Annotated in this window: 18 protein-coding genes, 1 tRNA gene and 1 pseudogene; 16 read left to right on the top strand and 4 right to left on the bottom strand. The window is 75.2% G+C overall.

Annotated elements, in window-relative coordinates:
- Positions 1 to 30: 30 nt before the first annotated feature.
- From AC6CH9_RS19065 to AC6CH9_RS19050, 4 genes are all read left to right on the top strand, one after another.
- Positions 31 to 1,752, top strand: a complete 1,722-nt coding sequence (locus tag AC6CH9_RS19065; protein WP_498156299.1) for a serine/threonine-protein kinase — start codon at positions 31 to 33, stop codon at positions 1,750 to 1,752.
- Positions 1,753 to 1,839: 87 nt separating this feature from the next.
- A complete protein-coding gene (locus tag AC6CH9_RS19060; RefSeq protein ID WP_498156298.1) occupies positions 1,840 to 2,415 on the top strand; it encodes a hypothetical protein in 576 nt (191 codons plus the stop codon).
- Positions 2,416 to 2,502: 87 nt separating this feature from the next.
- Entirely contained in the window at positions 2,503 to 3,357 is an 855-nt protein-coding gene (locus AC6CH9_RS19055) for a DsbA family protein (RefSeq protein WP_498156297.1), read from the top strand.
- A gap of 91 nt (positions 3,358 to 3,448) precedes the next feature.
- A tRNA-Thr gene (locus tag AC6CH9_RS19050) sits at positions 3,449 to 3,524 on the top strand.
- A 61-nt stretch (positions 3,525 to 3,585) separates the two neighbouring features.
- On the opposite strand, the gene AC6CH9_RS19045 is transcribed toward AC6CH9_RS19050, so the two are convergent.
- Together AC6CH9_RS19045 and AC6CH9_RS19040 are read right to left on the bottom strand one after the other, a co-directional pair.
- Positions 3,586 to 4,455, bottom strand: a complete 870-nt coding sequence (locus tag AC6CH9_RS19045) for an SGNH/GDSL hydrolase family protein (RefSeq protein ID WP_498156296.1) — start codon at positions 4,453 to 4,455, stop codon at positions 3,586 to 3,588.
- A gap of 616 nt (positions 4,456 to 5,071) precedes the next feature.
- Positions 5,072 to 5,731, bottom strand: coding sequence for a uracil-DNA glycosylase (locus AC6CH9_RS19040; RefSeq protein WP_255364939.1), 660 nt, complete (start codon positions 5,729 to 5,731; stop codon positions 5,072 to 5,074).
- Between the two features lie 242 nt (positions 5,732 to 5,973).
- Here AC6CH9_RS19040 and AC6CH9_RS19035 point away from each other — a divergent pair, with 242 nt between their 5' ends.
- From AC6CH9_RS19035 to AC6CH9_RS19020, 4 genes are all read left to right on the top strand, one after another.
- Positions 5,974 to 6,294: a DUF3263 domain-containing protein gene (locus tag AC6CH9_RS19035; protein WP_498156295.1), complete on the top strand. Its 321-nt coding sequence runs from the start codon at positions 5,974 to 5,976 to the stop codon at positions 6,292 to 6,294.
- Between the two features lie 79 nt (positions 6,295 to 6,373).
- On the top strand, positions 6,374 to 7,027 hold the full coding sequence (locus AC6CH9_RS19030) for a LytR C-terminal domain-containing protein (protein ID WP_498156294.1): 654 nt from the start codon (positions 6,374 to 6,376) through the stop codon (positions 7,025 to 7,027).
- A gap of 198 nt (positions 7,028 to 7,225) precedes the next feature.
- A complete protein-coding gene (locus AC6CH9_RS19025; RefSeq protein WP_047232397.1) occupies positions 7,226 to 7,429 on the top strand; it encodes a cold-shock protein in 204 nt (67 codons plus the stop codon).
- 19 nt (positions 7,430 to 7,448) lie between these two features.
- Complete coding sequence (locus AC6CH9_RS19020; protein WP_498156293.1) at positions 7,449 to 8,948, top strand: phytoene desaturase family protein; 1,500 nt, start codon at positions 7,449 to 7,451, stop codon at positions 8,946 to 8,948.
- 87 nt (positions 8,949 to 9,035) lie between these two features.
- Here the strand turns inward: AC6CH9_RS19020 and AC6CH9_RS19015 are convergent, their stop codons facing one another.
- Entirely contained in the window at positions 9,036 to 10,502 is a 1,467-nt protein-coding gene (locus AC6CH9_RS19015; RefSeq protein WP_498156292.1) for a glycoside hydrolase family 15, read from the bottom strand.
- A gap of 292 nt (positions 10,503 to 10,794) precedes the next feature.
- On the opposite strand from AC6CH9_RS19015, the gene groL reads away from it, so the two are divergent.
- The 8 genes from groL to AC6CH9_RS18975 all read left to right on the top strand — a co-directional run bounded on the left by groL (position 10,795) and on the right by AC6CH9_RS18975 (position 18,869).
- On the top strand, positions 10,795 to 12,420 hold the full coding sequence (gene groL / locus AC6CH9_RS19010; protein ID WP_047232400.1) for a chaperonin GroEL: 1,626 nt from the start codon (positions 10,795 to 10,797) through the stop codon (positions 12,418 to 12,420).
- A gap of 168 nt (positions 12,421 to 12,588) precedes the next feature.
- Complete coding sequence (locus tag AC6CH9_RS19005; protein WP_047232401.1) at positions 12,589 to 12,891, top strand: urease subunit gamma; 303 nt, start codon at positions 12,589 to 12,591, stop codon at positions 12,889 to 12,891.
- 50 nt (positions 12,892 to 12,941) lie between these two features.
- Positions 12,942 to 13,391, top strand: a complete 450-nt coding sequence (gene ureB / locus AC6CH9_RS19000; RefSeq protein WP_498156291.1) for an urease subunit beta — start codon at positions 12,942 to 12,944, stop codon at positions 13,389 to 13,391.
- 3 nt (positions 13,392 to 13,394) lie between these two features.
- Complete coding sequence (locus AC6CH9_RS18995; protein ID WP_498156290.1) at positions 13,395 to 15,113, top strand: urease subunit alpha; 1,719 nt, start codon at positions 13,395 to 13,397, stop codon at positions 15,111 to 15,113.
- Between the two features lie 3 nt (positions 15,114 to 15,116).
- A complete protein-coding gene (locus AC6CH9_RS18990) occupies positions 15,117 to 16,025 on the top strand; it encodes an urease accessory UreF family protein (protein ID WP_498156289.1) in 909 nt (302 codons plus the stop codon).
- Positions 16,018 to 16,851, top strand: a complete 834-nt coding sequence (gene ureG, locus AC6CH9_RS18985) for an urease accessory protein UreG (protein WP_498156288.1) — start codon at positions 16,018 to 16,020, stop codon at positions 16,849 to 16,851. Before AC6CH9_RS18990 ends, ureG begins: the two co-directional genes overlap by 8 nt.
- A gap of 22 nt (positions 16,852 to 16,873) precedes the next feature.
- Positions 16,874 to 17,851, top strand: coding sequence for an urease accessory protein UreD (locus tag AC6CH9_RS18980; RefSeq protein WP_498156287.1), 978 nt, complete (start codon positions 16,874 to 16,876; stop codon positions 17,849 to 17,851).
- A gap of 1 nt (position 17,852) precedes the next feature.
- Positions 17,853 to 18,869 carry an energy-coupling factor ABC transporter permease gene (locus tag AC6CH9_RS18975; protein ID WP_498156286.1) on the top strand — a complete coding sequence of 339 codons (1,017 nt, stop codon included), beginning with the start codon at positions 17,853 to 17,855 and terminating at the stop codon, positions 18,867 to 18,869.
- 269 nt (positions 18,870 to 19,138) lie between these two features.
- On the opposite strand, the pseudogene AC6CH9_RS18970 reads toward AC6CH9_RS18975, so the two are convergent.
- Positions 19,139 to 19,495, bottom strand: a pseudogene (locus AC6CH9_RS18970) (GNAT family N-acetyltransferase); the annotation flags it as partial.
- Positions 19,496 to 19,509: the final 14 nt, after the last annotated feature.

Here is a 19,509-nt window from a genome sequence, read left to right as displayed (position 1 = left end):
TGACCGGCCCGCTGCCGCTACCTTGTCACCATGGAGGAGCCCACGCAGCGCGTCGACGCGCGGACCGCCCCGGGCGGCCCGGCGCGCGGGCCCGCACCGGGTAGCGAGGTCGGGGGCTACCTCATCGGCGCGCGGCTCGGCTCGGGGGCCATGGGCACCGTCCACAGCGCCCACGACGGCGGCGGGAACCTCGTCGCGATCAAGCTCCTGCACGCCCACGTCGACCTCGACGCCGCGGCCCAGGGTCGCGAGCGCCTGCGGCGCGAGGCGCTCGCCCTCCAGCGCCTCCGGCACCCCGCCGTCGCGCAGATCCTGGACGTCGAGCTCGACGGCCCCGACGCGTTCATCGTCACCGAGCTCGTCGACGGCCCGACCCTCGAGGACGAGGTCGCCGAGGGCGGCCCGCTCGACGCGTGGGACCTCTACGAGCTGGCCGACCAGCTCGCGGCCGCGCTCGAGTCCGTGCACGCGGCGGGGGTCGTGCACCGCGACCTCAAGCCCAGCAACGTCATGGTCTCCTCGCGCGGCCCCGTGCTCATCGACTTCGGGATCGCGCAGGGCCTCGAGGATGCGCGCGTCACGTCGACCGGCCTCGTCATGGGCACGCCCGGCTACCTCGCGCCCGAGCTCCTGGAGGGCGCCGCCCCGAGCGTCGGGAGCGACTGGTGGGGCTGGGCGGCGCTCCTCGCCTACGCCGCGACGGGTCGTGCCCCGTTCGGGGTGCGGCCGACCGACGTCGTCCTGGCCCGCGCCCGCAGCGGGCGGCCCGACCTCGCCGGCCTCGGGCCCGTCACGGCGCGCGTGCTCGCCGGGGCCCTGCACGCGGACCCCGCGCAGCGGCTCGGCCCGACCGAGGTCGTGGCCGCGCTGCGGCACGCCGCCGACACGGGGGACCTCGCCCCCGCGACCCAGGTCGTCGGGCCGCCCACCGGTCCCACGCGGGTCGTGCCCCCCGTCGCCGTCGTGCCGGGCGGCACCGGCGCGCAGGCCTGGACCGGCGCGGCGCAGGTCGTGCCACCGCCCCTGCCCACGTCGCAGTCCCAGGTCAACGACGGCCGCACCATGGCGGTCCCGACGGACCACGACCTCATGGACGACCTCGGCGCGCCGCCCGTGGGGGAGGACGGCGAACCGCTGTACCTCCGGCCCGTGCCCGCCCCGCGCCGCACCGCTCTGCTCCTCCTCGCGGCCCCGCTCGTCCTGCTCGGCATGCTCCACCCGGGCGTCGCGTTCGTGGTGCTCTCCGTGCTCGTCGTCCTCGCGCGGATCGTGGGCGTGACCACCGAGTCCCTCCACGCGCGCCGCGAGCGGCGCGGGGTCTCGCCACGCGACACCGTGCGGGCCGTCGCGGCGTCGCCCTGGTACGTCGTGCGTGCCGCGGTCGGGGCGCTCCCGTCGCTGCTCGTCGCGGCGTGCGCCGGCGTGCTCGTCGTCGTGGCCGGGTGGTGGCTCCTGGAGTCCGACCGCTGGGTCGTCGTCGAGGGTGCCGACGGCGGGAACTCGCCGGTCGTGACGACCGTGATCCTGGGCCTGGCATCGCTCGCGGCCGTCGTGCTCGCGTGGGCCGGGCCGCTGACCCACCTCACGCGCTACGGGACGCGCACCGCGCTCGCGCGGCTCGCCCCGGGCCGCACCGGGACCCTCGTGCTCGTGGGCGTCGGGCTCGCCCTCACGGTCCTGTGCGTCGTGCTCCTCGCCGGCGACCCCGAGGTGACGTGGTGGCCCTTCCCCGGGCCGCCGTCGCTGCGCTGAGCGGGAGTGCCGGCACCGGGGACCACTCGTGGGCCCGTCCTGGGCGTTCCCAGCCCGCTACCAGCACGCATGCGTAGGATGGGCGCCGTGCTCCGGACGACGGTGCCGCGCGCGTGGTCGCGCGGCGTGACGCGCACGTCCGTCGTGCCCGTGACCGGCCGGCTGCTCGGCCCCGCCCTCCTGCTCCTCACGCTCCTCGCCGCCCTGGTGACGCAGCTCGCCGACCGCGGGTACGCCGTCGTGCACCAGTGCGTCACGGTGCCGGGCGCGTGGGGGGTCGCCGGGATGCACCTCGCGCTCGTCCACGAGACCCCGGACTGCCCGTCCGGCACCGCGCTCGGCGGCGACCCCGCCGCCATGGTCACCGTGGTCGGCGTGCTCGCGCTGCCCGTCGTCGTCGCGCACGTCGCGGCCGCGGTGGTCGCGTGGGGCGTGTCGACGTGGGCGCGGCGCGCCCACGACCGCTCCCGGGCGGTCGTGACCGGCGCGGCGCGGGCGCTGCGGAGGGTCCTGCGGGGCGCGGGCCGCCCGGTGGGCGCGCTCGTGGCAGGTGCCCGGCGGGTCGTCCGCCCGGTGCCCGACGCCGTCCCCGCCGCACTGCACCACCTCGCCGACGCGGTGGTGCGCACGCGGCGCGGGCCGCCGCGGCTCGCCCTGGTCTGACGACGCCGTCGGACCCACGGCCCGCGCGACCCCCGTCGGCGCGCACCCCACCCATCCCAGCTCTCGGAACTCCCTCGGAGGACGACCATGCCCAGCAACGAAGCCCAGACCAAGGCCCAGCGCCGCGAGGCCGCGCGCGCGGAGGCCCTCGCGCTGCGCGAGGCACAGGCCAAGCGCGACAAGCGGAACCGCCTCATCACGATCGGAGCGCTCGTCGCGGGCGTCCTCGTGCTCGTCGGCGTGTTCCTCGCCGTGTGGATCCCGGCCATGAAGGACCAGAACAAGACGATCGACGCCGTCGCGGCCGGGAACCTCGCCGACGTGACGAGCCCGTCCACGTCGCGCGACGACGGCGGCATCCCGATGGGCGCCGACGGCGCGGCCGGGACGGAGAACGAGGGCGCGGTCGAGGTCGGCGTCTACCTCGACTACATGTGCCCCATCTGCGGCCAGTTCGAGGAGACGAACGGCCCGACGCTCGACCAGCTCCGCGAGTCGGGCGACATCACCGTCGTCCTGCACCCCGTCTCGATCCTCGACCGCATGGCGAACGCGCAGCAGTTCTCGACCCGCTCCGCGGCGGCCGCCGCGTGGATCGCGGACCGCGCCCCGGAGCAGATGAACGCGTTCAACGCGATCATGTTCCAGAACCAGCCGGAGGAGAACGTCTCGACCCTCACCGACGAGCAGATCGCGGACCTGGCCGAGCAGGCCGGCGTCCCGGCCGACGTCGCCGCGGGCATCGCCGACGGGACCGCCGTCGAGACGTACGGCGACTGGGCCGCCACCGCGACGAGCCTCGTGACGCAGGACGAGGCCCTCGTGAACCCGCAGTCCGGCGGCTTCGGCACGCCGACGATCACGATCGACGGCGAGCGCTGGGACGGCAACTGGAGCGACCCGAACGCGCTCTCGGACGCCGTCACGGCCGCGCAGGGCTGACCTGCAGGCCGGCGCCGCGCGCGGCGCCGGCCGCGGTCCCGGACCGTCGGGCGAGCAGGTAGTCTGTTCGCTCGCCCGGCAGCCCGGGCACGCCGCCTTAGCTCAGCTGGTAGAGCACTCGCCTTGTAAGCGAAAGGTCGTCGGTTCGAACCCGACAGGCGGCTCCACCACGACGCCCCCGGTTCCGTGCGGAACCGGGGGCGTCGTCGTGCCCCGGTCGACGGGGCGTCAGTCTTGCGCGAGCGGGACGGGCAACAGCTCGGGCGCCTTGGGGAGCCGGCCGTCGCCCGACGACGTCCCCCGGATCCGGCGCTGTGCCCAGGGCACGACGTGCGTCCGCACCCACTGCGCGTTCTGCCGCGCCCGGTCCAGCGCCGGGGTAGGCGGCAAGGGGGCGAGCGGGTCGTCCCACGCCGCGTCGTCGGGCGTCTGACCCAGCCCGACGAGCGCCGCCTGCGCGACCCGCCGGTGACCCTCGGGCGTGAGGTGGATGCGGTCCTCCGACCACACGCGCCAGTCCTGGAGCGCGCGCATGCCCCACAGGTCGAGCACGTACGCGCCCTGCCGGCGCGCGATCGACCAGATGTGCGCGTTGTACACCCCGACGCGAGGGCGCGTGAGGCCCACGAGCGGCGACTGCGACGCGTCGAAGCCGGTCGCCATGAGCACGTCGATCCCCGCCGCCCGCAGGCGCGAGACCGCGTGCTCGAGGTTGCGCGCGAGGCGGTCGACGTCGGCGTTCGGTCGCAGGATGTCGTTGCCGCCGCCGACGACGCTCACCAGGTCCGGCTTGAGCTCCAGCGCCGCGGGGACCTGCTCGGTGAGGATCGAGCGCAGCTTGCGCCCGCGGATCGCGAGGTTCGCGTAGCGCAGCGGCTCCTCGCCCGCCGCGACGCGGCGGGCCGCGAGGTGCTGGGCGAGGAGGTCGGCCCAGCCGCGCTGGTGGTCCTCCTCGCCGGGGTACGGGTCCCACAGGCCTTCGGTGAACGAGTCGCCGATCGCGAGGTAGCTCGACCAGCGGGGCGGGGCGTCGTCGGGTCGGTGTGCGTCAGAGGCGTCACCGGCCAGGGGAGTGGTCGTCGGGTTCTGCGTCGTCACCCGCCCATTCTGCTCCCGTCGGTCCCGTGCCCCACCGAGGCAGAACCCTGGTCCGTCGAGGTAGAGCCGCAGTCGGCCGAGGTAGAGCCGTGGTCCGCCGAGGTAGAGCCGTGGTTCCGCGAGGTAGAGGCCTGGTTGGTCGAGGTAGAGCCGTGGTCATGCCTGACGGCGGCCGGTCACCGATCGCGATCAGGTCACCACGCGTGAGGGTTCGGCCGCTGCCCAGATGACCCGGAGGGCCGACCGGGCGGGTCGCAGCGGGTCCAGCTGGCGCTCGGAGGTCTGGCGGACCGTCCCGCGCTCGGACCGCGCCGCCACCGGCGCACCGGTCGACGCGGCGCGGCAGGGCGGGACGCGACGGCGCCCCGGACGTCTTCGCGCGCAAGCGTGGGACCCATCGCGCGGGGAGGCGTAGGACGAGCCCCGCCGCGCGGGGTTCGCCCGGGGGGAGCCCAGACCACGGTGAGACGAATCCGGGCGGGGTGGGTGGTGGCACCACCACCCACCCCGACCTACCAGGGCGACCCCGCGCCGTCTGGCACAAGAACCACGCCTCTACCTCGACCGACCAGGGCTCTACCTCGCCGGACCACGGGTCTACCTCGGCGGGGGCGGGCTACGCGGTCGGGAGGGTCCAGTCGACGGGGGCGGCGCCCTGGGCGACCAGGAGCTCGTTGACGCGGGAGAACGGGCGGGAGCCGAAGAACCCGCGGCGTGCGGAGAGCGGGCTCGGGTGGGCGCTCGCGACGACGGGGGTGTCGCCGAGCATCGGGCGCAGCGTCGCGGCGTCGCGGCCCCACAGGATCGCGACGAGCGGGGCGTCGCGCGCGACGAGCGCCCGGATTGCCGCCTCCGTGACGGCCTCCCACCCCTGGCCGCGGTGCGACCCGGGCTCGCCCGGCCGGACGGTGAGCACCCTGTTGAGCAGCATGACGCCCTGGTCGCTCCACGCGGTGAGGTCGCCGTTCGCGGGCGTCGGGGCGCCGACGTCCTCCGCGAGCTCCGCGAAGATGTTCTGGAGCGAGCGGGGCACCGGGCGCACGTGCGGCTGCACGGAGAACGACAGCCCCATCGGGTGCCCGGGCGTCGGGTACGGGTCCTGGCCGACGACGAGCACGCGCACGTCTGCGAGGGGCCGCGAGAAGGCGTTGAGGATCGCCGACGGCGCGGGCAGGTACTCGCGTCCGGCTGCGACCTCGGTGCGGAGGAAGTCCCCGAGCGCGTGGAGCTGCGGCTCGACGGGCGCGAGGGCCTGGGCCCAGTCGGGCGCCATGATGCTCGCGAGCGGGGGGCGGGGGGCCGTCGCCGGATCGGTGACTGCCGGGGTGCTGCCCGGGTCGACGTCGACGGGCTGGGCGGGTGCGCTCTCCACGGCCACGAGCCTAGCGGCCCCCGGGGACGCCTCCGGCGACTCCGGCGAGGACGAATGACACCCGTGTGGTTCGTGCGTACGCTGAGAGGCGGCCGGGCGCACCGGGGTGCGCAGGTCCCGTGACGAGAGAGTGCAGGGAGGGAACGATGAGCGAGGCGGCGTACGTGCTCGACGGACCCGACGGGGTCGGCGACCCGACCGTCCAGGAGGGCTCGGCGTCGGGCCTGAGCGAGCGGGACCAGGAGATCCTGGCGTTCGAGCGGCAGTGGTGGAAGTACTCGGGCGCCAAGGAGCAGGCGGTGCGCGAGCTGTTCGACATGACCGCGACGCGCTACTACCAGGTGCTCAACGCGCTCATCGACTCCCCGGCGGCGCTGGCGCACGACCCGATGCTCGTCAAGCGGCTGCGCCGGATGCGTTCCACCAGGCAGCGGGCTCGCACGGCCCGCCGGCTCGAAGGCCTCTGACGTGCGGAGCGCCGTCGCCCGTGAAGTCCGGGCGAACTGGGCGTTTAGCCAACGGGCCTGACCGGGCTACCCTGTCGCCGTGACGAAGAGCCGCTACCCCTACGCGCCCGACGAGTTCGACGCGCCCGCGCAGCAGGGCTCCCCCGTGGGGGTGCACCGCACGCCGCGCAGCGGGTGGAGCAAGACGTGGCCGTTCCTGCTGGTCGCCGTCGTCTTCGCCGGCCTCGCGTACGGGGGCGTCGCGCTGCTGTCGGACAACGGAGCGACCGAGAACCCGCCGCAGGCGCAGTCCACGGACCCCGCCGCGGAGGAAACCGAGGCGCCACCCGCCGAGGAGACGGAAGAGCCTCCGGCGGAGGAGGAGCCCCCGGCCACGGAGGAACCGCCCGTCGAGGAGACGCCCGCGGCTCCCGACCTCGCGACGCTCATGGCCGCTGCCGACCCGAGCGCGTACGTGCGCGTGCTGAACGACAGCGGGATCGGCGGCGAGGCGGGCAAGGGCAAGGACGCCCTCGACGCGCAGGGCTTCAGCAACACCGTGGCCACTGACTACCCGGACGGCCCCGCTCCCGTCGACGTCACGACCGTCTGGTACGTGCCCGACCGCAGCGACACCGCTGCTGCCGTCGCGGCGACCCTGGGTATCCCGGCCGAGAACGTCCAGCAGGTCGACAGCCTGCGTGAGGGCGACGTCGCCGTCATCATCAAGTCGGAGCTCACCCCCGTCGGCTGACGCCTGCGACCTCAGATCTCCTGGGGACGGGGCCTCGCTCGGGTCAGGGCCTCACCCGTGTGACCTGCTCGTTCGCCGGGGTCCGTGCCTGCGTCGCCTCGCGCGTCCGACCTTCCGTGCGGGCCACGGGCGGGCTAGGCTCGGGCTACCACGGGGCGGGGGTCGCCTCGCGGGCGACGATGCACGAGGAGAACGTCAATGGCTCAGGGCACCGTGAAGTGGTTCAACTCCGAGAAGGGCTACGGGTTCATCACGCCCGCGGCCGGCGGACAGGACCTCTTCGTGCACTTCAGCGCGATCCAGACCGACGGCTACCGCACGCTCGACGAGGGCCAGGAGGTCGAGTTCGAGCTCGGCCAGGGCACCAAGGGCCCGCAGGCCGAGCAGGTGCGGCCGCTCTGACGCCGCTCGCGAGGGTCGCGTGACGGAGAACCTCGACGCCGTCGTCGTCGGTTCGGGCCCCAACGGGCTGGCCGCCGCCGTGACCCTCGCACGTGCCGGTCTCGCCGTGCGCGTCCTGGAGGCGCAGCCGACGATCGGCGGCGGCGCGCGCACGCTCGACCTCGGCCTCGCGGACGGGGTCGTGCACGACGTGTGCTCGGCCGTGCACCCGATGGCGTGGGCGTCGCCGTTCTTCGAGGCGTTCGACCTGGGCGCGCGCGGCGTGGAGCTGCTCGTGCCCGAGGTGTCGTACGCGCAGCCGCTCGACGGCGGCCGCGCGGGCATCGCGTACCACGACCTCGACCGCACGGTGGAGCGCCTCGGCGTCGACGGCGCCGCCTGGCGCGCGCTGCTCGGCCCGCTCTCCGACGGCTGGCGCGACGTCGTCGCGGTCGCCCTGGGTGACAAGCGGTCGGTGCCGGGCCGGGTGCTGACGCCGAGCGGTGCCGGGGCGGCGGCCCGGTTCGGTGCGGCGGTCCTCGAGCAGGGGAGCGCGGCCTGGACGCGGCGGTTCCGCACCGAGGAGGCGGGGGCGCTCCTCACGGGCGTCGCGGCGCACGCGATCGCCCGCCTGCCGTCGCTGGCCGCCGCCGGGACGGCGCTCCTGCTGGCCTCGCTCGGCCATGCGCCCGGGGGCTGGCCGTTGCCGAAGGGTGGGTCGGGCGCGATCGTCGCGGCACTCCTGGACGACCTGCGGGCGCACGGCGGCGAGGTCGTCACGGGTCACCGCGTCGGCACGCGCGCCGACCTGCCGCGGGCTCGGGCCTACGTGTTCGACACGGCCCCGCGCGTCGTCGCGGACGTGTTCACCGACCGCCTGTCGCCGCGCACGGAGTGGGCCCTGCGCAGCTTCCGGCACGGCGACGCGGCCGCGAAGGTCGACCTCGTGCTCTCCGGGTCGGTCCCGTGGGCGGACCCGGAGGTGGGGCGTGCCGGGACGGTGCACGTCGGCGGCACGCGCGGCGAGATGGCGCGCGCGGAGGCGGACGTCGCGGCCGGCCGGCACGCGGTGCGGCCGATGATGCTCGCGAGCGACCCGACCGTCGTCGACCCGGCGCGCGAGGCGGACGGCCTGCGGCCGCTGTGGACGTACGCGCACGTGCCCGCCGGCTCGACGCGCGACGTGACCGAGGACGTCCTCGGTCAGCTCGAACGGTTCGCCCCGGGGGTCCGGGACCTCGTCGTCGCGTCCCGCTGCGTGCCCGCCGCGGAGATGGCCGCGCACGACGAGAGCTACGTGGGCGGCGACATCGCGGGCGGCGCGGTGAGCATGTGGCAGATGGTCGCGCGTCCGACGCCCCGGCTCGACCCGTACGCCGTCGGGCTCGAGGGCGTGTACCTGTGCTCGGCCTCCACGCCGCCCGGGCCGGGCGTGCACGGGCTCGGCGGCTGGTACGCCGCGCGGCGCGTGCTGCGCCGGGAGTTCGACGTCCGCGCGGAGCCCGATCTGGCGCCGACGTCGGGTGTGGGCGCCAGGTAGCGCTCGCGGTGCGCGACCACGCCTCGACCGCGGGCGACCACGCCTCTACCTCGCCTGACCACGCCTCTACCTCGCCTGACCACGCCTCTACCTCGCCGGGGTGGCGGTGGTCGTGTCGAGCTCGACGAGCGCGAGCACGACGAGCGCAGAGCTCCACGACAGCGGTGCGACGGCGGCCGGCGACCCGTCCGCGAGGACCTTCTCCGGGATCGCGCCCGACGCGGTGCGGTGGTCGTCGACCCACCGCAGCCACTCCTCGGCGTCCGCGACGTCCTCGGGCTCGGACGACGACGCGGCGGTGAGCGCGTAGAGCGTCGTCTGCGGAGTCCAGGAGATGCCGTCCTCGCGCCAGCCCGCCCCGGGAGCGAGCCCTCCGGCGGGGCGCAGCATCTCGGTGACGGACGCGCGCCACGCGACGTCCGCGCCCGCGAGCGGCTCGGGCTGGAACGGGGGCAGGACGAACGCGGTGGACGCGTCGCGCGCGCCGCCGGTGACGTGGCGCGGGTAGCCCTGCGACCCGAACGACCGCTCGACGGCCATGCGCAGCCGTGCGGCGCCGAGCGTCGCGTCGGTGGCCCGGACCGTGTCGCCTGCGGCGGCGTAGACGTCCGCCGCGGCCTCGAGCCCGGCGAGCAGGGGCCCGGCGGTCCCGAGGGTGAGCGCGGTCGGCTCGACCTCCCAGTAGTCGCTCGACGGCGGGGGCAGCGGGTCCTCGCCGTCGACGAGCGAGAGCGCGTGGTCGGTCGCGGCGTCGACGAGGGGCCGCAGCTCCGCGGCGACCTCGCGCCGCTCGGCGGCAGGCGTCTCCTCGAGCACGACGTCGGCCGCCCACAGGACCCAGCCGACGCCGTCGGACTGGAGGCCGCGGTCGTCGGGCACGCCCGAGCCGTCGGGCAGGTAGCGGGCGTGGAACGACCCGTCGTCCTCCTGGACGCGGGCGAGGAAGCCGAGGACGTCCCGTGCGTCGTCGACGTGCCCGGTGCGCGCGAACGCCGCGGCGGTGAACGACGCGTCGCGCGGCCACACGTAGCGCCACTTGGGAGAGGCGGCGGCGAGCGCGGCGCCGTCGTCGAGGGTGAGGGCGCGCAGGTCGAGGAGCGCGGCCTCGCCGAGCGCGGCGAACGGGCCGTCCACCCCGGGGACGACGCCGGACGCGAGCCACGCGCGCGCCGCGGCGGCGGCGTCCTGCGCCCGTGCGGGGTCGAGGAGCGCCGACGCGTCGAGCCGGGCACCCGCGACCTGCGCGAGCCGGTTCGCCTCGCCGTCCGCGGGGTCGACGCCCGCGGCGAGCGCGACCGGGTCGAGGGTCGTCGGGTCGAGCACGCGGCTGCCGGGGAGGTAGGTCGCCCCGGCACCGGGGGCGAGGCGCAGGAGCGCGGTGCCGCCGCCGGGTGCGGTCGTGACGGCCACGCCGTCCTGGTACAGGTCGATGTGCTCGCCCGTGGGGGCGGCGACGGCGGTCGCGGCGGTGAGGCCGAGGGCAGGGACCAGCACGCAGCCGGCCAGGGCTGCTGCGAGGCGCCACGACGGTGTTGCGCGGATCACACCGCGCATCCTAGGGGGATCGCGAGGCACGGCGGGTTTCGCCCGTCGCGATACGGGGGAGGGCCGTGGCGGGCTGTCTTGCACTCGCCCCCTGCGAGTGCCAATAATGGCGTTAGCACTCTCGTCATGAGAGTGACAGAAGTGACCAGCGCAGGCAGCCGCTCACCGCGGGTGCGGCGCACCACACCAGGTCGACAGGTGAGGCCCGCCCCGGCGGCGTGACATGAACGCCGCCCGTCGCGGGCCGTCCGTCGCGGGCGCCGGCCGACCGCCATACGCCACCAGCGGAGGATCATTCCCCATGGCCAAGATCATCGCCTTCGACGAGGAGGCTCGTCGGAGCATGGAGCGCGGGCTCAACGCCCTCGCCGACACCGTCAAGGTCACCCTCGGCCCCAAGGGCCGCAACGTCGTGCTCGACAAGAAGTGGGGCGCGCCGACCATCACGAACGACGGCGTCTCCATCGCCAAGGAGATCGAGCTCGAGGACCCGTACGAGAAGATCGGTGCGGAGCTCGTCAAGGAGGTCGCCAAGAAGACCGACGACGTCGCGGGTGACGGCACCACCACCGCGACCGTGCTCGCCCAGGCGCTCGTGCGCGAGGGCCTGCGCGTCGTCGCGGCCGGCGCCAACCCGATCGCCGTCAAGCGCGGCATCGAGAAGGCCGTCGACGCGGTGACCGAGCAGCTGCTCAACGCCGCCAAGGAGATCGAGACCAAGGAGGAGATCGCCGCCACGGCCGCCATCTCCGCCGGCGACCCCGCGATCGGCGAGCTCATCGCCGAGGCCCTCGACAAGGTGGGCAAGGAGGGCGTCATCACGGTCGAGGAGTCGAACACGTTCGGCCTCGAGCTCGAGCTCACCGAGGGCATGCGCTTCGACAAGGGCTTCCTCGCGCGCTACTTCGAGACGGACCCCGAGCGCCAGGAGGCCGTGCTCGAGGACCCGTACGTCCTCATCGTCGAGTCCAAGATCTCGAACGTGAAGGACCTGCTCCCGGTCCTCGACCAGGTCATGAAGGCCGGCCGCTCGCTCCTCATCATCGCCGAGGACGTCGAGGGCGAGGCGCTCGCGACCCTGGTGCTCAACAAGATCCGTGGCACGTTCAAGTCCGTCGCCGTCAAGGCTCCGGGCTTCGGCGACCGCCGCAAGGCCATGCTCCAGGACATCGCGATCCTCACCGGCGGCCAGGTCATCACCGAGACGGTGGGCCTCAAGCTCGAGAACGCGACGCTGGACCTGCTCGGCCAGGCGCGCAAGGTCGTCGTCACCAAGGACGAGACCACGATCGTCGAGGGTGCGGGCGACGCCGACCTGATCCAGGGTCGCGTCAACCAGATCCGTGGCGAGATCGAGAAGTCGGACTCCGACTACGACCGCGAGAAGCTCCAGGAGCGCCTCGCGAAGCTCGCCGGCGGCGTGGCCGTCATCAAGGCGGGTGCCGCGACGGAGGTCGAGCTCAAGGAGCGCAAGCACCGCATCGAGGACGCCGTCCGCAACGCGAAGGCGGCCGTCGAGGAGGGCATCGTCGCCGGTGGTGGCGTCGCGCTCATCCAGGCCGGTGCCGTGGCGTTCGAGAAGCTCGAGCTCGAGGGTGACGAGGCGACCGGTGCGCAGATCGTGCGCGCCGCGATCGACGCCCCGCTCAAGCAGATCGCCGTCAACGCGGGCCTCGAGGGTGGCGTCGTCGCGGAGAAGGTGCGCAACCTCCCGTCCGGCCAGGGCCTCAACGCCGCGACCGGTGTGTACGAGGACCTCCTCGCCGCCGGCGTGAACGACCCGGTCAAGGTCACGCGCTCCGCGCTGCAGAACGCCGCCTCCATCGCGGCGCTCTTCCTCACGACCGAGGCCGTCGTCGCCGACAAGCCGGAGAAGGCTCCGGCCGTCCCCGGTGGCGACGGTGGCATGGGCGGCATGGACTTCTGATCCACGCCTGACCCTCTCCCGGACTGGTCCGGGAGGTCGCAGGACATCGAAGGCCGTCGGTCGGGTTCTCCCGGTCGGCGGCCTTCGTCGTGCCCGGGGAGTCCCGGTACACGGACGTATAACGCGGTGTATACACGCCGGAAACGAACACGCGGCAGGATCGCCGCCATGCACCTGACACCCGCGGACACCGAGAAGCTGCTGCTCGCCGTCGCGGGCATGGTCGCGCGCGACCGGCGCGAGCGCGGCGTGCTGCTCAACTACCCCGAGACGGTCGCCCTGCTCACCACGTGGGTGATCGAGCGCGCTCGAGAGGGGGCGGGCGTCGAGGAGCTCATGGTCTCCGGTCGCGAGGTGCTCGGCCGCGACGAGGTCATGGACGGGGTCGCGGAGATGCTGCCCGACGTCCAGGTCGAGGCGACGTTCCCCGACGGGCGAAAGCTCGTCACCATCCACCAGCCGATCGCCTGAGCCGGCCCGGTCCGGCGCACGCACGAGACGCAGCGAGAACGAGGCGACCCATGGCAGGCATCAGCACGAGCGGACCCGGAGCGATCCGGCTCAAGCGCGGCACCGAGGACGTCCCCGTCGTCCTCAACGCCGACCGCACCGACGACGAGCGCGTCACGCTGGTCGTGACGAACACCGGAGACCGCCCGGTCCAGATCGGCTCCCACCTGCACCTCCCCGACGCCAACGCCGCGCTCTCGTTCGACCGGGACGCCGCGCACGGCTTCCGGCTCGACGTCCCGTCCGGCACGTCGCGTCGCTTCGAGCCCGGCGCGTCGGCGCAGGTCGAGGCCGTCGCCCTCCGGGGCCGACGCCGCGTCCCCGGGCTCCAGCGCGGCAAGCCCGACGGCGGCGCGCTGGACCGCGTGTCGACGCCGCCCGAGGTGCCCGCGGGCCCGGGCAGGACGACGGCCCCGGGCGACCTGTCGTCGTCGGGCACGACCACCCCCGAGGAGGACTGACGCATGGTCGCGATCTCGCGCGAGCGCTACGTCGCGCTGTACGGCCCGACGACGGGCGACCAGGTGCGCCTCGGCGACACCGACCTGTGGATCGAGGTCGAGGAGGACCGCACGTTCGGGGGCGAGGAGGTCGTCTTCGGCGGCGGCAAGTCGATCCGCGAGTCGATGGCGCAGGGGTCCACGACCCGCGCCGAGGGCGCGCTCGACACGGTGATCACGAACGCGGTCGTGCTCGACTGGTGGGGGATCGTCAAGGCGGACGTCGGGATCCGGGACGGGCGGATCGTCGCGCTCGGGCGCGCGGGCAACCCCGACGTCGCCGACGGGGTGCACCCGGACCTGCACATCGGGCCGAGCACGGACGTCGTGAGCGGCGAGGGCAAGATCCTCACCGCGGGCGGCATCGACTCGCACGTGCACCTCATCTCGCCGTCCCAGGTGGTCGAGGCGCTCGCCACCGGCATCACGACCGTCGCGGGTGGCGGCACCGGGCCGAGCGAGGGCACCAAGGCCACGACCGTCACGCCGGGGGCGTGGCACCTCGAGGCGATCCACCGCTCGCTCGACCGGCTCCCCGTGAACGTCCTGCTGCTCGCCAAGGGCAACACGGTGAGCGCCGAGGGCCTGCGCGAGCAGGCCATGGCGGGCGCGGGTGGCTACAAGGTCCACGAGGACTGGGGGTCGACGCCCGCCGCGATCGACGCCGCGCTGCGCGCCGCCGACGACTGGGGGCTCCAGGTCGCGCTGCACTCGGACTCGCTCAACGAGGCCGGGTTCGTCGAGTCGACGCTGCGCGCGATCGGCGGACGCTCGATCCACGCGTTCCACGCCGAGGGCGCGGGCGGCGGCCACGCGCCGGACATCCTCACCGTCGCGAGCCACCCGAACGTCATCCCCGGCTCGACCAACCCGACCCTCCCGCACACCGTCAACACCGTCGCCGAGCACCTCGACATGCTCATGGTGTGCCACCACCTCAACCCGCAGGTCGCGGAGGACCTCGCGTTCGCCGAGTCGCGCATCCGCGGCACGACGATCGCCGCCGAGGACGTGCTCCACGACCTCGGCGCCATGTCCATCACGTCGTCCGACGCGCAGGCCATGGGCCGCATCGGCGAGGTCGTCACGCGCACGTGGCAGGTCGCGCACGTCATGAAGGCGCGCCGCGGCGCGCGCCCGGGCGGGGCGCGCGGGCCGGAGCTGCCGGCGGACAACCTGCGCGCTCGCCGGTACGTCGCCAAGTACACGATCAACCCGGCCGTCGCGCACGGGATCGACGCGTACGTGGGATCGGTCGAGCCGGGCAAGGTCGCGGACCTCGTGCTGTGGGAGCCCAAGCTCTTCGGCGTCCGGCCGAGCGTCGTCATGAAGGGCGGCGCGCTCGTGTGGGGCGCGCTGGGCGACCCGAACGCGTCCATCCCGTCGCCGCAGCCCGTGCTCATGCGCCCGGCGCTCGCCGACGCCATCGGGGCCGACGTCTCCATGTCGTTCGTCTCGCCCGCCGCGCTCGACGACGGCCTGGAGGAGCGGCTCGGGCTCGCCCGCCAGCTCCTCCCGGTCGCGGACACGCGCGGCGTCGGGAAGGCGCAGATGAAGAACAACGACTACCTCCCGCGGATCGACATCGACCCGGAGTCGTTCGCCATCGAGGTCGACGGCGAGCTCGTCGTCCCCGCGCCCGCCGACCGGCTGCCGCTCGCGCAGCTCTACTCGCTGTTCTGAGCCATGAGCGAGACGCCGGAGGTCGACGCGGAGGGGCGCGCGGAGCTCATGCTCGCGCTGCTCGCCGACGCGCGCCTGCCCACCGGCGGGCACACGCAGTCCGCGGGCCTCGAGCCCGCGCTGCGTGCGGGCATGCCCGCGGCGCGCGTGCCCGACTACGTGCGCGCGCGCCTCGCCACGGTCACGCGCGTCGAGGCGGCCACGGCGGTCGTCGCGCGCCACGTCTCGCTTGCGGCTGGTCCCGGGCCCGACGGCGCGGGGTCGCGCCCCGCGGGTGACGCGCCGTCCGCCGGTGGGCCCGACGGCGTCGCGTCCGCGGCGCGCGACCTCGCCGACACGTGGCTCGCCTGGACGGCCCGGACGCCGTCGCCCGCCCTGCGCGAGACGTCGCAGCGGCTCGGCCGCGGCTATCTGCGGCTCCTGCGCCGGCTGTGGGCCGGGCGTCCCGCGGTCGCCGCGCTGGACGCGGCGGCGGTGCTCGTCGCCGACGCGCGCCGCACGGGCGGGGTGCCCGCCCCGGGCGCGGGCGCCACGTCGGCCGAGCGGGCGCCGTCGGGCACCGGGCCCGGCCCGGGTGGTCCGGCGGCGACGGGCCGCAGGGCGCCGCAACCCCCGCGACCGGTGGTGCTCGGCGTGACCGCCGCGTGCGCGGGCCTGTCCGCGCTCCAGGTCGCGCGCCTCGTCGGGTACGAGGACGTGCAGACCGTCGCGGCCGCGACGCTCAAGCTCGAGCCCGTCGACCCGGTCGTCGCGACGGGCTGGGTCGTTTCCGCCCAGCCCGCGATCGACGCGCTCGCCCGCGACGTCGCCTACCTGACCGACCCCCGCGCGATCCCTGCGCACGGCGCACCGCTCGTCGAGCAGTGGGCCGAGATCCACGCCCGCACCACCGAGAGGCTGTTCAGTGCCTGACAACCTGCCTGAGAACACTCCCGACGCCCGCTCCACCCGGTCCCTGCGCCTCGGCGTCGCCGGTCCTGTCGGCACGGGCAAGAGCTCGCTCATCGCGCTCCTGTGCCGCGAGCTGTCCGGCGTGCTGCAGCTCGGCGTCATCACGAACGACATCTACACCGACGAGGACGCGCGCTTCCTGCGCTCCGCGGGCGTGCTCGACCCCGAGCGCATCCGCGCGGTCGAGACCGGCGCGTGCCCGCACACCGCGATCCGCGACGACGTGACCGCCAACCTGCTCGCCGTCGAGGACCTCGAGGAGGACTTCGCGCCGCTCGACGTCGTGCTCGTCGAGTCGGGCGGCGACAACCTCACCGCCACGTTCTCGCCCGCGCTCGTCGACGCCCAGATCTTCGTGCTCGACGTCGCGGGCGGCGGCGACGTCGCGCGCAAGGGCGGGCCGGGCATCGCCCGGGCCGACCTGCTCGTCGTCAACAAGACCGACCTCGCGCCGTACGTCGGGGTGGACGTCCCCCGGATGGTCCTCGACGCGACGGCCGCGCGCGACGGCGCCCCGGTGCTCGCCCTCTCGCGCCTCGACCGCGAGTCGATCGACGCGCTCACCACGTGGGTGCAGACGCTGCTCGCGGCGCACCGCGCGGGCGCGCACGTGCCGCAGGACCCGGGTCCGATGGCGCCGCACTTCCACGCGGACGAGGAAGGCAACGGCTTCCTCCACACGCACGAGGTGGGCGACGCGTCGCACGCCCACGGGCACGACCACCCCCACGCCGACGAGCACGGCGACGCGGCCGCCGAGCCGGTGGCCGCCGTCGGGCGCGACTGAGGCCCGGGGCGACGAGGCGCGGATGGACGACGTGACGCGTGTCGGCGCGTACCGGGAGGTGGGTCGCGTGCGGTGCGACCTGCGCCCCGGCGCGCTCAGCCCGCGCGTCCTGTCCACGGGGCCGGGCATGGCCCGGGTCGCGCTCGTCGCGACGCGCGCGCTGCTCCTCGGGGGCGACCGCGTGCGGGTCGAGGTGCACGTGGGGGAGGGCGTCGAGCTCGAGCTCGTCGAGGTGTCGGGCACCGTCGCGTACGCCGGACGCGGCCGGTCGGCGTCGTGGGACGTGGACGTGCGGGTCGACGCCGGCGGGCTCCTCGTGTGGGACGCGCTGCCGTTCGTCGTGGCGGACGGGGCCGACGTCGAGCGCACCACGCGCGTGGCGCTCGCCGCCGGCGCCGCGCAGCGTGAGCCGGGCGTCGCGCTGCTGCGCGAGACGCTCGTCCTGGGCCGTACGGGCGAGATGGGAGGCCGTCTGCGGTCGCGCACGCGCGTCGACCTGTCGGAGACCGTCGTCGCCCGCAACCCTCGCGGTGTCGGCCGGACCGGTGAGTCCGCAGCACCGGACGGGTCGGGACCTGCATGGCGGAGCGATCCTGCTCGACCGGAGCAGGTGCGCGAGCTCTTCGTCGAGGACCTCGACCTCGACGACGGCCGCACCTTGCCCGGGATCCTCGGCGACGCGCGCGTCGTCGACTCGGTGCTGTGCCTCGGGACGCGCCCGCCGGCCCCGCTCGTCGCGCTTGCGGCGGACCGGCCCGTGAGCACCACGCCCGCACCGCTGCGGCTCGACCTCGACGGCTCCGGCGCGATCGGCCGCCACCTCGGCCCGAGCACCCACGACGCCGGGATCGACGCCGTCGTGGCGGCCTGGACGACGGCGGTGCGCGCCGCCCGTGGCGTCGCCGGTGACCTGCCCGACGACCCGCTGCCCACCCACGCCGCGCCGTCGGACACCGACCTTCTCGAATCCCGCACCACACTGCTGACGACAGGAGCCTGACATGCACGTCCCCGACCACTTCCTCGACGACCCCACGTCGGCGACGACCGCCGTCGTGTCCCTCGCCGCCGTCAGCTACGCCGCGTACCGGGCCCGCGAGGACCTCACCCCGCGTCGCGTCGCGCTCACGGCCGCGACGACCGGGTTCGTCTTCGCCGTCCAGATGCTCAACTATCCCGTCGCGTCCGGGACGAGCGGGCACCTCATGGGCGGGGCGCTCGCGGCCGCGCTCGTCGGGCCGTGGCTCGGCGTGCTGTCCGTGACGCTCGTGCTGCTCGTCCAGGCGCTCGTCTTCGCCGACGGCGGTCTCACCGCGCTGGGCACGAACGTGCTGCTCATGGCGGTGGTCGGGACGCTCGTCGGCTGGGCGGCGACGCGCGGCGTCCTGCGCCTGACGCGCGGCCGCGGTGCAGCCGGCGCCGCGGGGGTGGGAGCGCTCGTGAGCGTGCCCGCCTCGGCCGCGGTGTTCGCCGGGCTCTTCGCCGTCGGCGGGACGGTGCCGGTCCCGGTGGGCGAGCTCGTCGGTCAGATGCTCTCCGTGCACGTGCTCGTCGGCCTCGGCGAGGCGCTCATCACCGCGGGCGTCGTGGGTCTCGTGCTCGCCGTCGCGCCAGGCGTCGCGGCGGTCGAGGGCCCGGCTCGCTCTGCGGCGAACGGCGCCCTCGTGCCCGACGCCGTGGCCTCGCCCGGCGCGGCAGTCTCGCCGGGTGCGGTGCGGCGCGCGGTGCTCGCGCTCGGGTCGGGCGCGCTGCTCGCCGCGGTCGTCGTGTCGTCGTTCGCCGCGGCGACGCCGGACGGCCTCGAGGCGACGGCCGAGTCGATCGGCTTCGCCGACGCGGCGCGCGACCACGCGTTCGCGGGGATGCCGCTCGCCGACTACGGCGAGGCCGGCGGGATCTTCGTCGGCGTCGCGGGGCTCGTCGGCGTGGCCCTCGCCGTCGCGCTCACGGCCGGGCTCCTCACCGTCGGCTTGCGTGCGACCGCCCGCCGCCGCACGGCGACCGCCCCGGCCGCCTGACGGCCACCCCTGCCGAGGTAGAGCCCTGGTCGCGCGAGGTAGAGCCCTGGTCGCGCGAGGTAGAGCCCTGGTCGACATCGGTTGATGAGCAGGTTGCACCCGGCGCCCCGCGCTGGCGCTCCTCGGCCGTGCCCTACCGGACCAACCGGATCTCGACGATCCCGCCGAAGCGGGCGTCGGCGTGCCGAGTGTCGTCGGGTTCGAACCCGTTGCGCGTAGAAGCGTCGTGCGCGAGGGTTCTCCTCGGCCACCCAGACCTGCGCCGGCCCGGGTGGGACGACGACGTCGAGCAGGGCCTGTCCCGTCCCCGTCCCGTGGTGCTCGGGCAGCACGTACAGCGAGTACAGCTCGACGTCCCGCACGGGCGCGTGGCCGCCCACCTCCCGTGACGGGCCGCCGATGCCGAACCCGACCACCGCGTCGTCCACCTCCGCGACGACGACCTGGCTGCGGCCGGGCGGAGCCTCCGGGGCGAGCCGGCGCTCCCACGACGAGGTGCGCTCCTCGAGCGTGGCCGTCTTCCAGAAGGTGTCGGGCACGAGGCGGGCGTAGGTCGCGCGCCACACGGTGTGGTGCACGAGCGCGAGACGCGCGGCGTCGTCGGGCTCGGCAGGTCGGAGCAGCATGGGACGACCGTAGT

It is taken from the genome of Cellulosimicrobium sp. GQ32 (assembly GCF_059758455.1).
This window is presented reverse-complemented; position numbering and strand designations above follow the sequence as displayed.

Coding starts and splice junctions, on each gene's coding strand:
- AC6CH9_RS19025 (WP_047232397.1), top strand. CDS start 7,226: ATGGCTCAGGGCACCGTGAAGTGGTTCAACTCCGAGAAGGGCTACGGG.
- AC6CH9_RS19055 (WP_498156297.1), top strand. CDS start 2,503: ATGCCCAGCAACGAAGCCCAGACCAAGGCCCAGCGCCGCGAGGCCGCG.
- ureB (WP_498156291.1), top strand. CDS start 12,942: ATGGCAGGCATCAGCACGAGCGGACCCGGAGCGATCCGGCTCAAGCGC.
- AC6CH9_RS19065 (WP_498156299.1), top strand. CDS start 31: ATGGAGGAGCCCACGCAGCGCGTCGACGCGCGGACCGCCCCGGGCGGC.
- groL (WP_047232400.1), top strand. CDS start 10,795: ATGGCCAAGATCATCGCCTTCGACGAGGAGGCTCGTCGGAGCATGGAG.
- AC6CH9_RS19005 (WP_047232401.1), top strand. CDS start 12,589: ATGCACCTGACACCCGCGGACACCGAGAAGCTGCTGCTCGCCGTCGCG.
- AC6CH9_RS19015 (WP_498156292.1), bottom strand. CDS start 10,502: ATGCGCGGTGTGATCCGCGCAACACCGTCGTGGCGCCTCGCAGCAGCC.
- AC6CH9_RS18995 (WP_498156290.1), top strand. CDS start 13,395: ATGGTCGCGATCTCGCGCGAGCGCTACGTCGCGCTGTACGGCCCGACG.
- AC6CH9_RS18990 (WP_498156289.1), top strand. CDS start 15,117: ATGAGCGAGACGCCGGAGGTCGACGCGGAGGGGCGCGCGGAGCTCATG.
- AC6CH9_RS18975 (WP_498156286.1), top strand. CDS start 17,853: ATGCACGTCCCCGACCACTTCCTCGACGACCCCACGTCGGCGACGACC.
- AC6CH9_RS19035 (WP_498156295.1), top strand. CDS start 5,974: ATGAGCGAGGCGGCGTACGTGCTCGACGGACCCGACGGGGTCGGCGAC.
- AC6CH9_RS18980 (WP_498156287.1), top strand. CDS start 16,874: ATGGACGACGTGACGCGTGTCGGCGCGTACCGGGAGGTGGGTCGCGTG.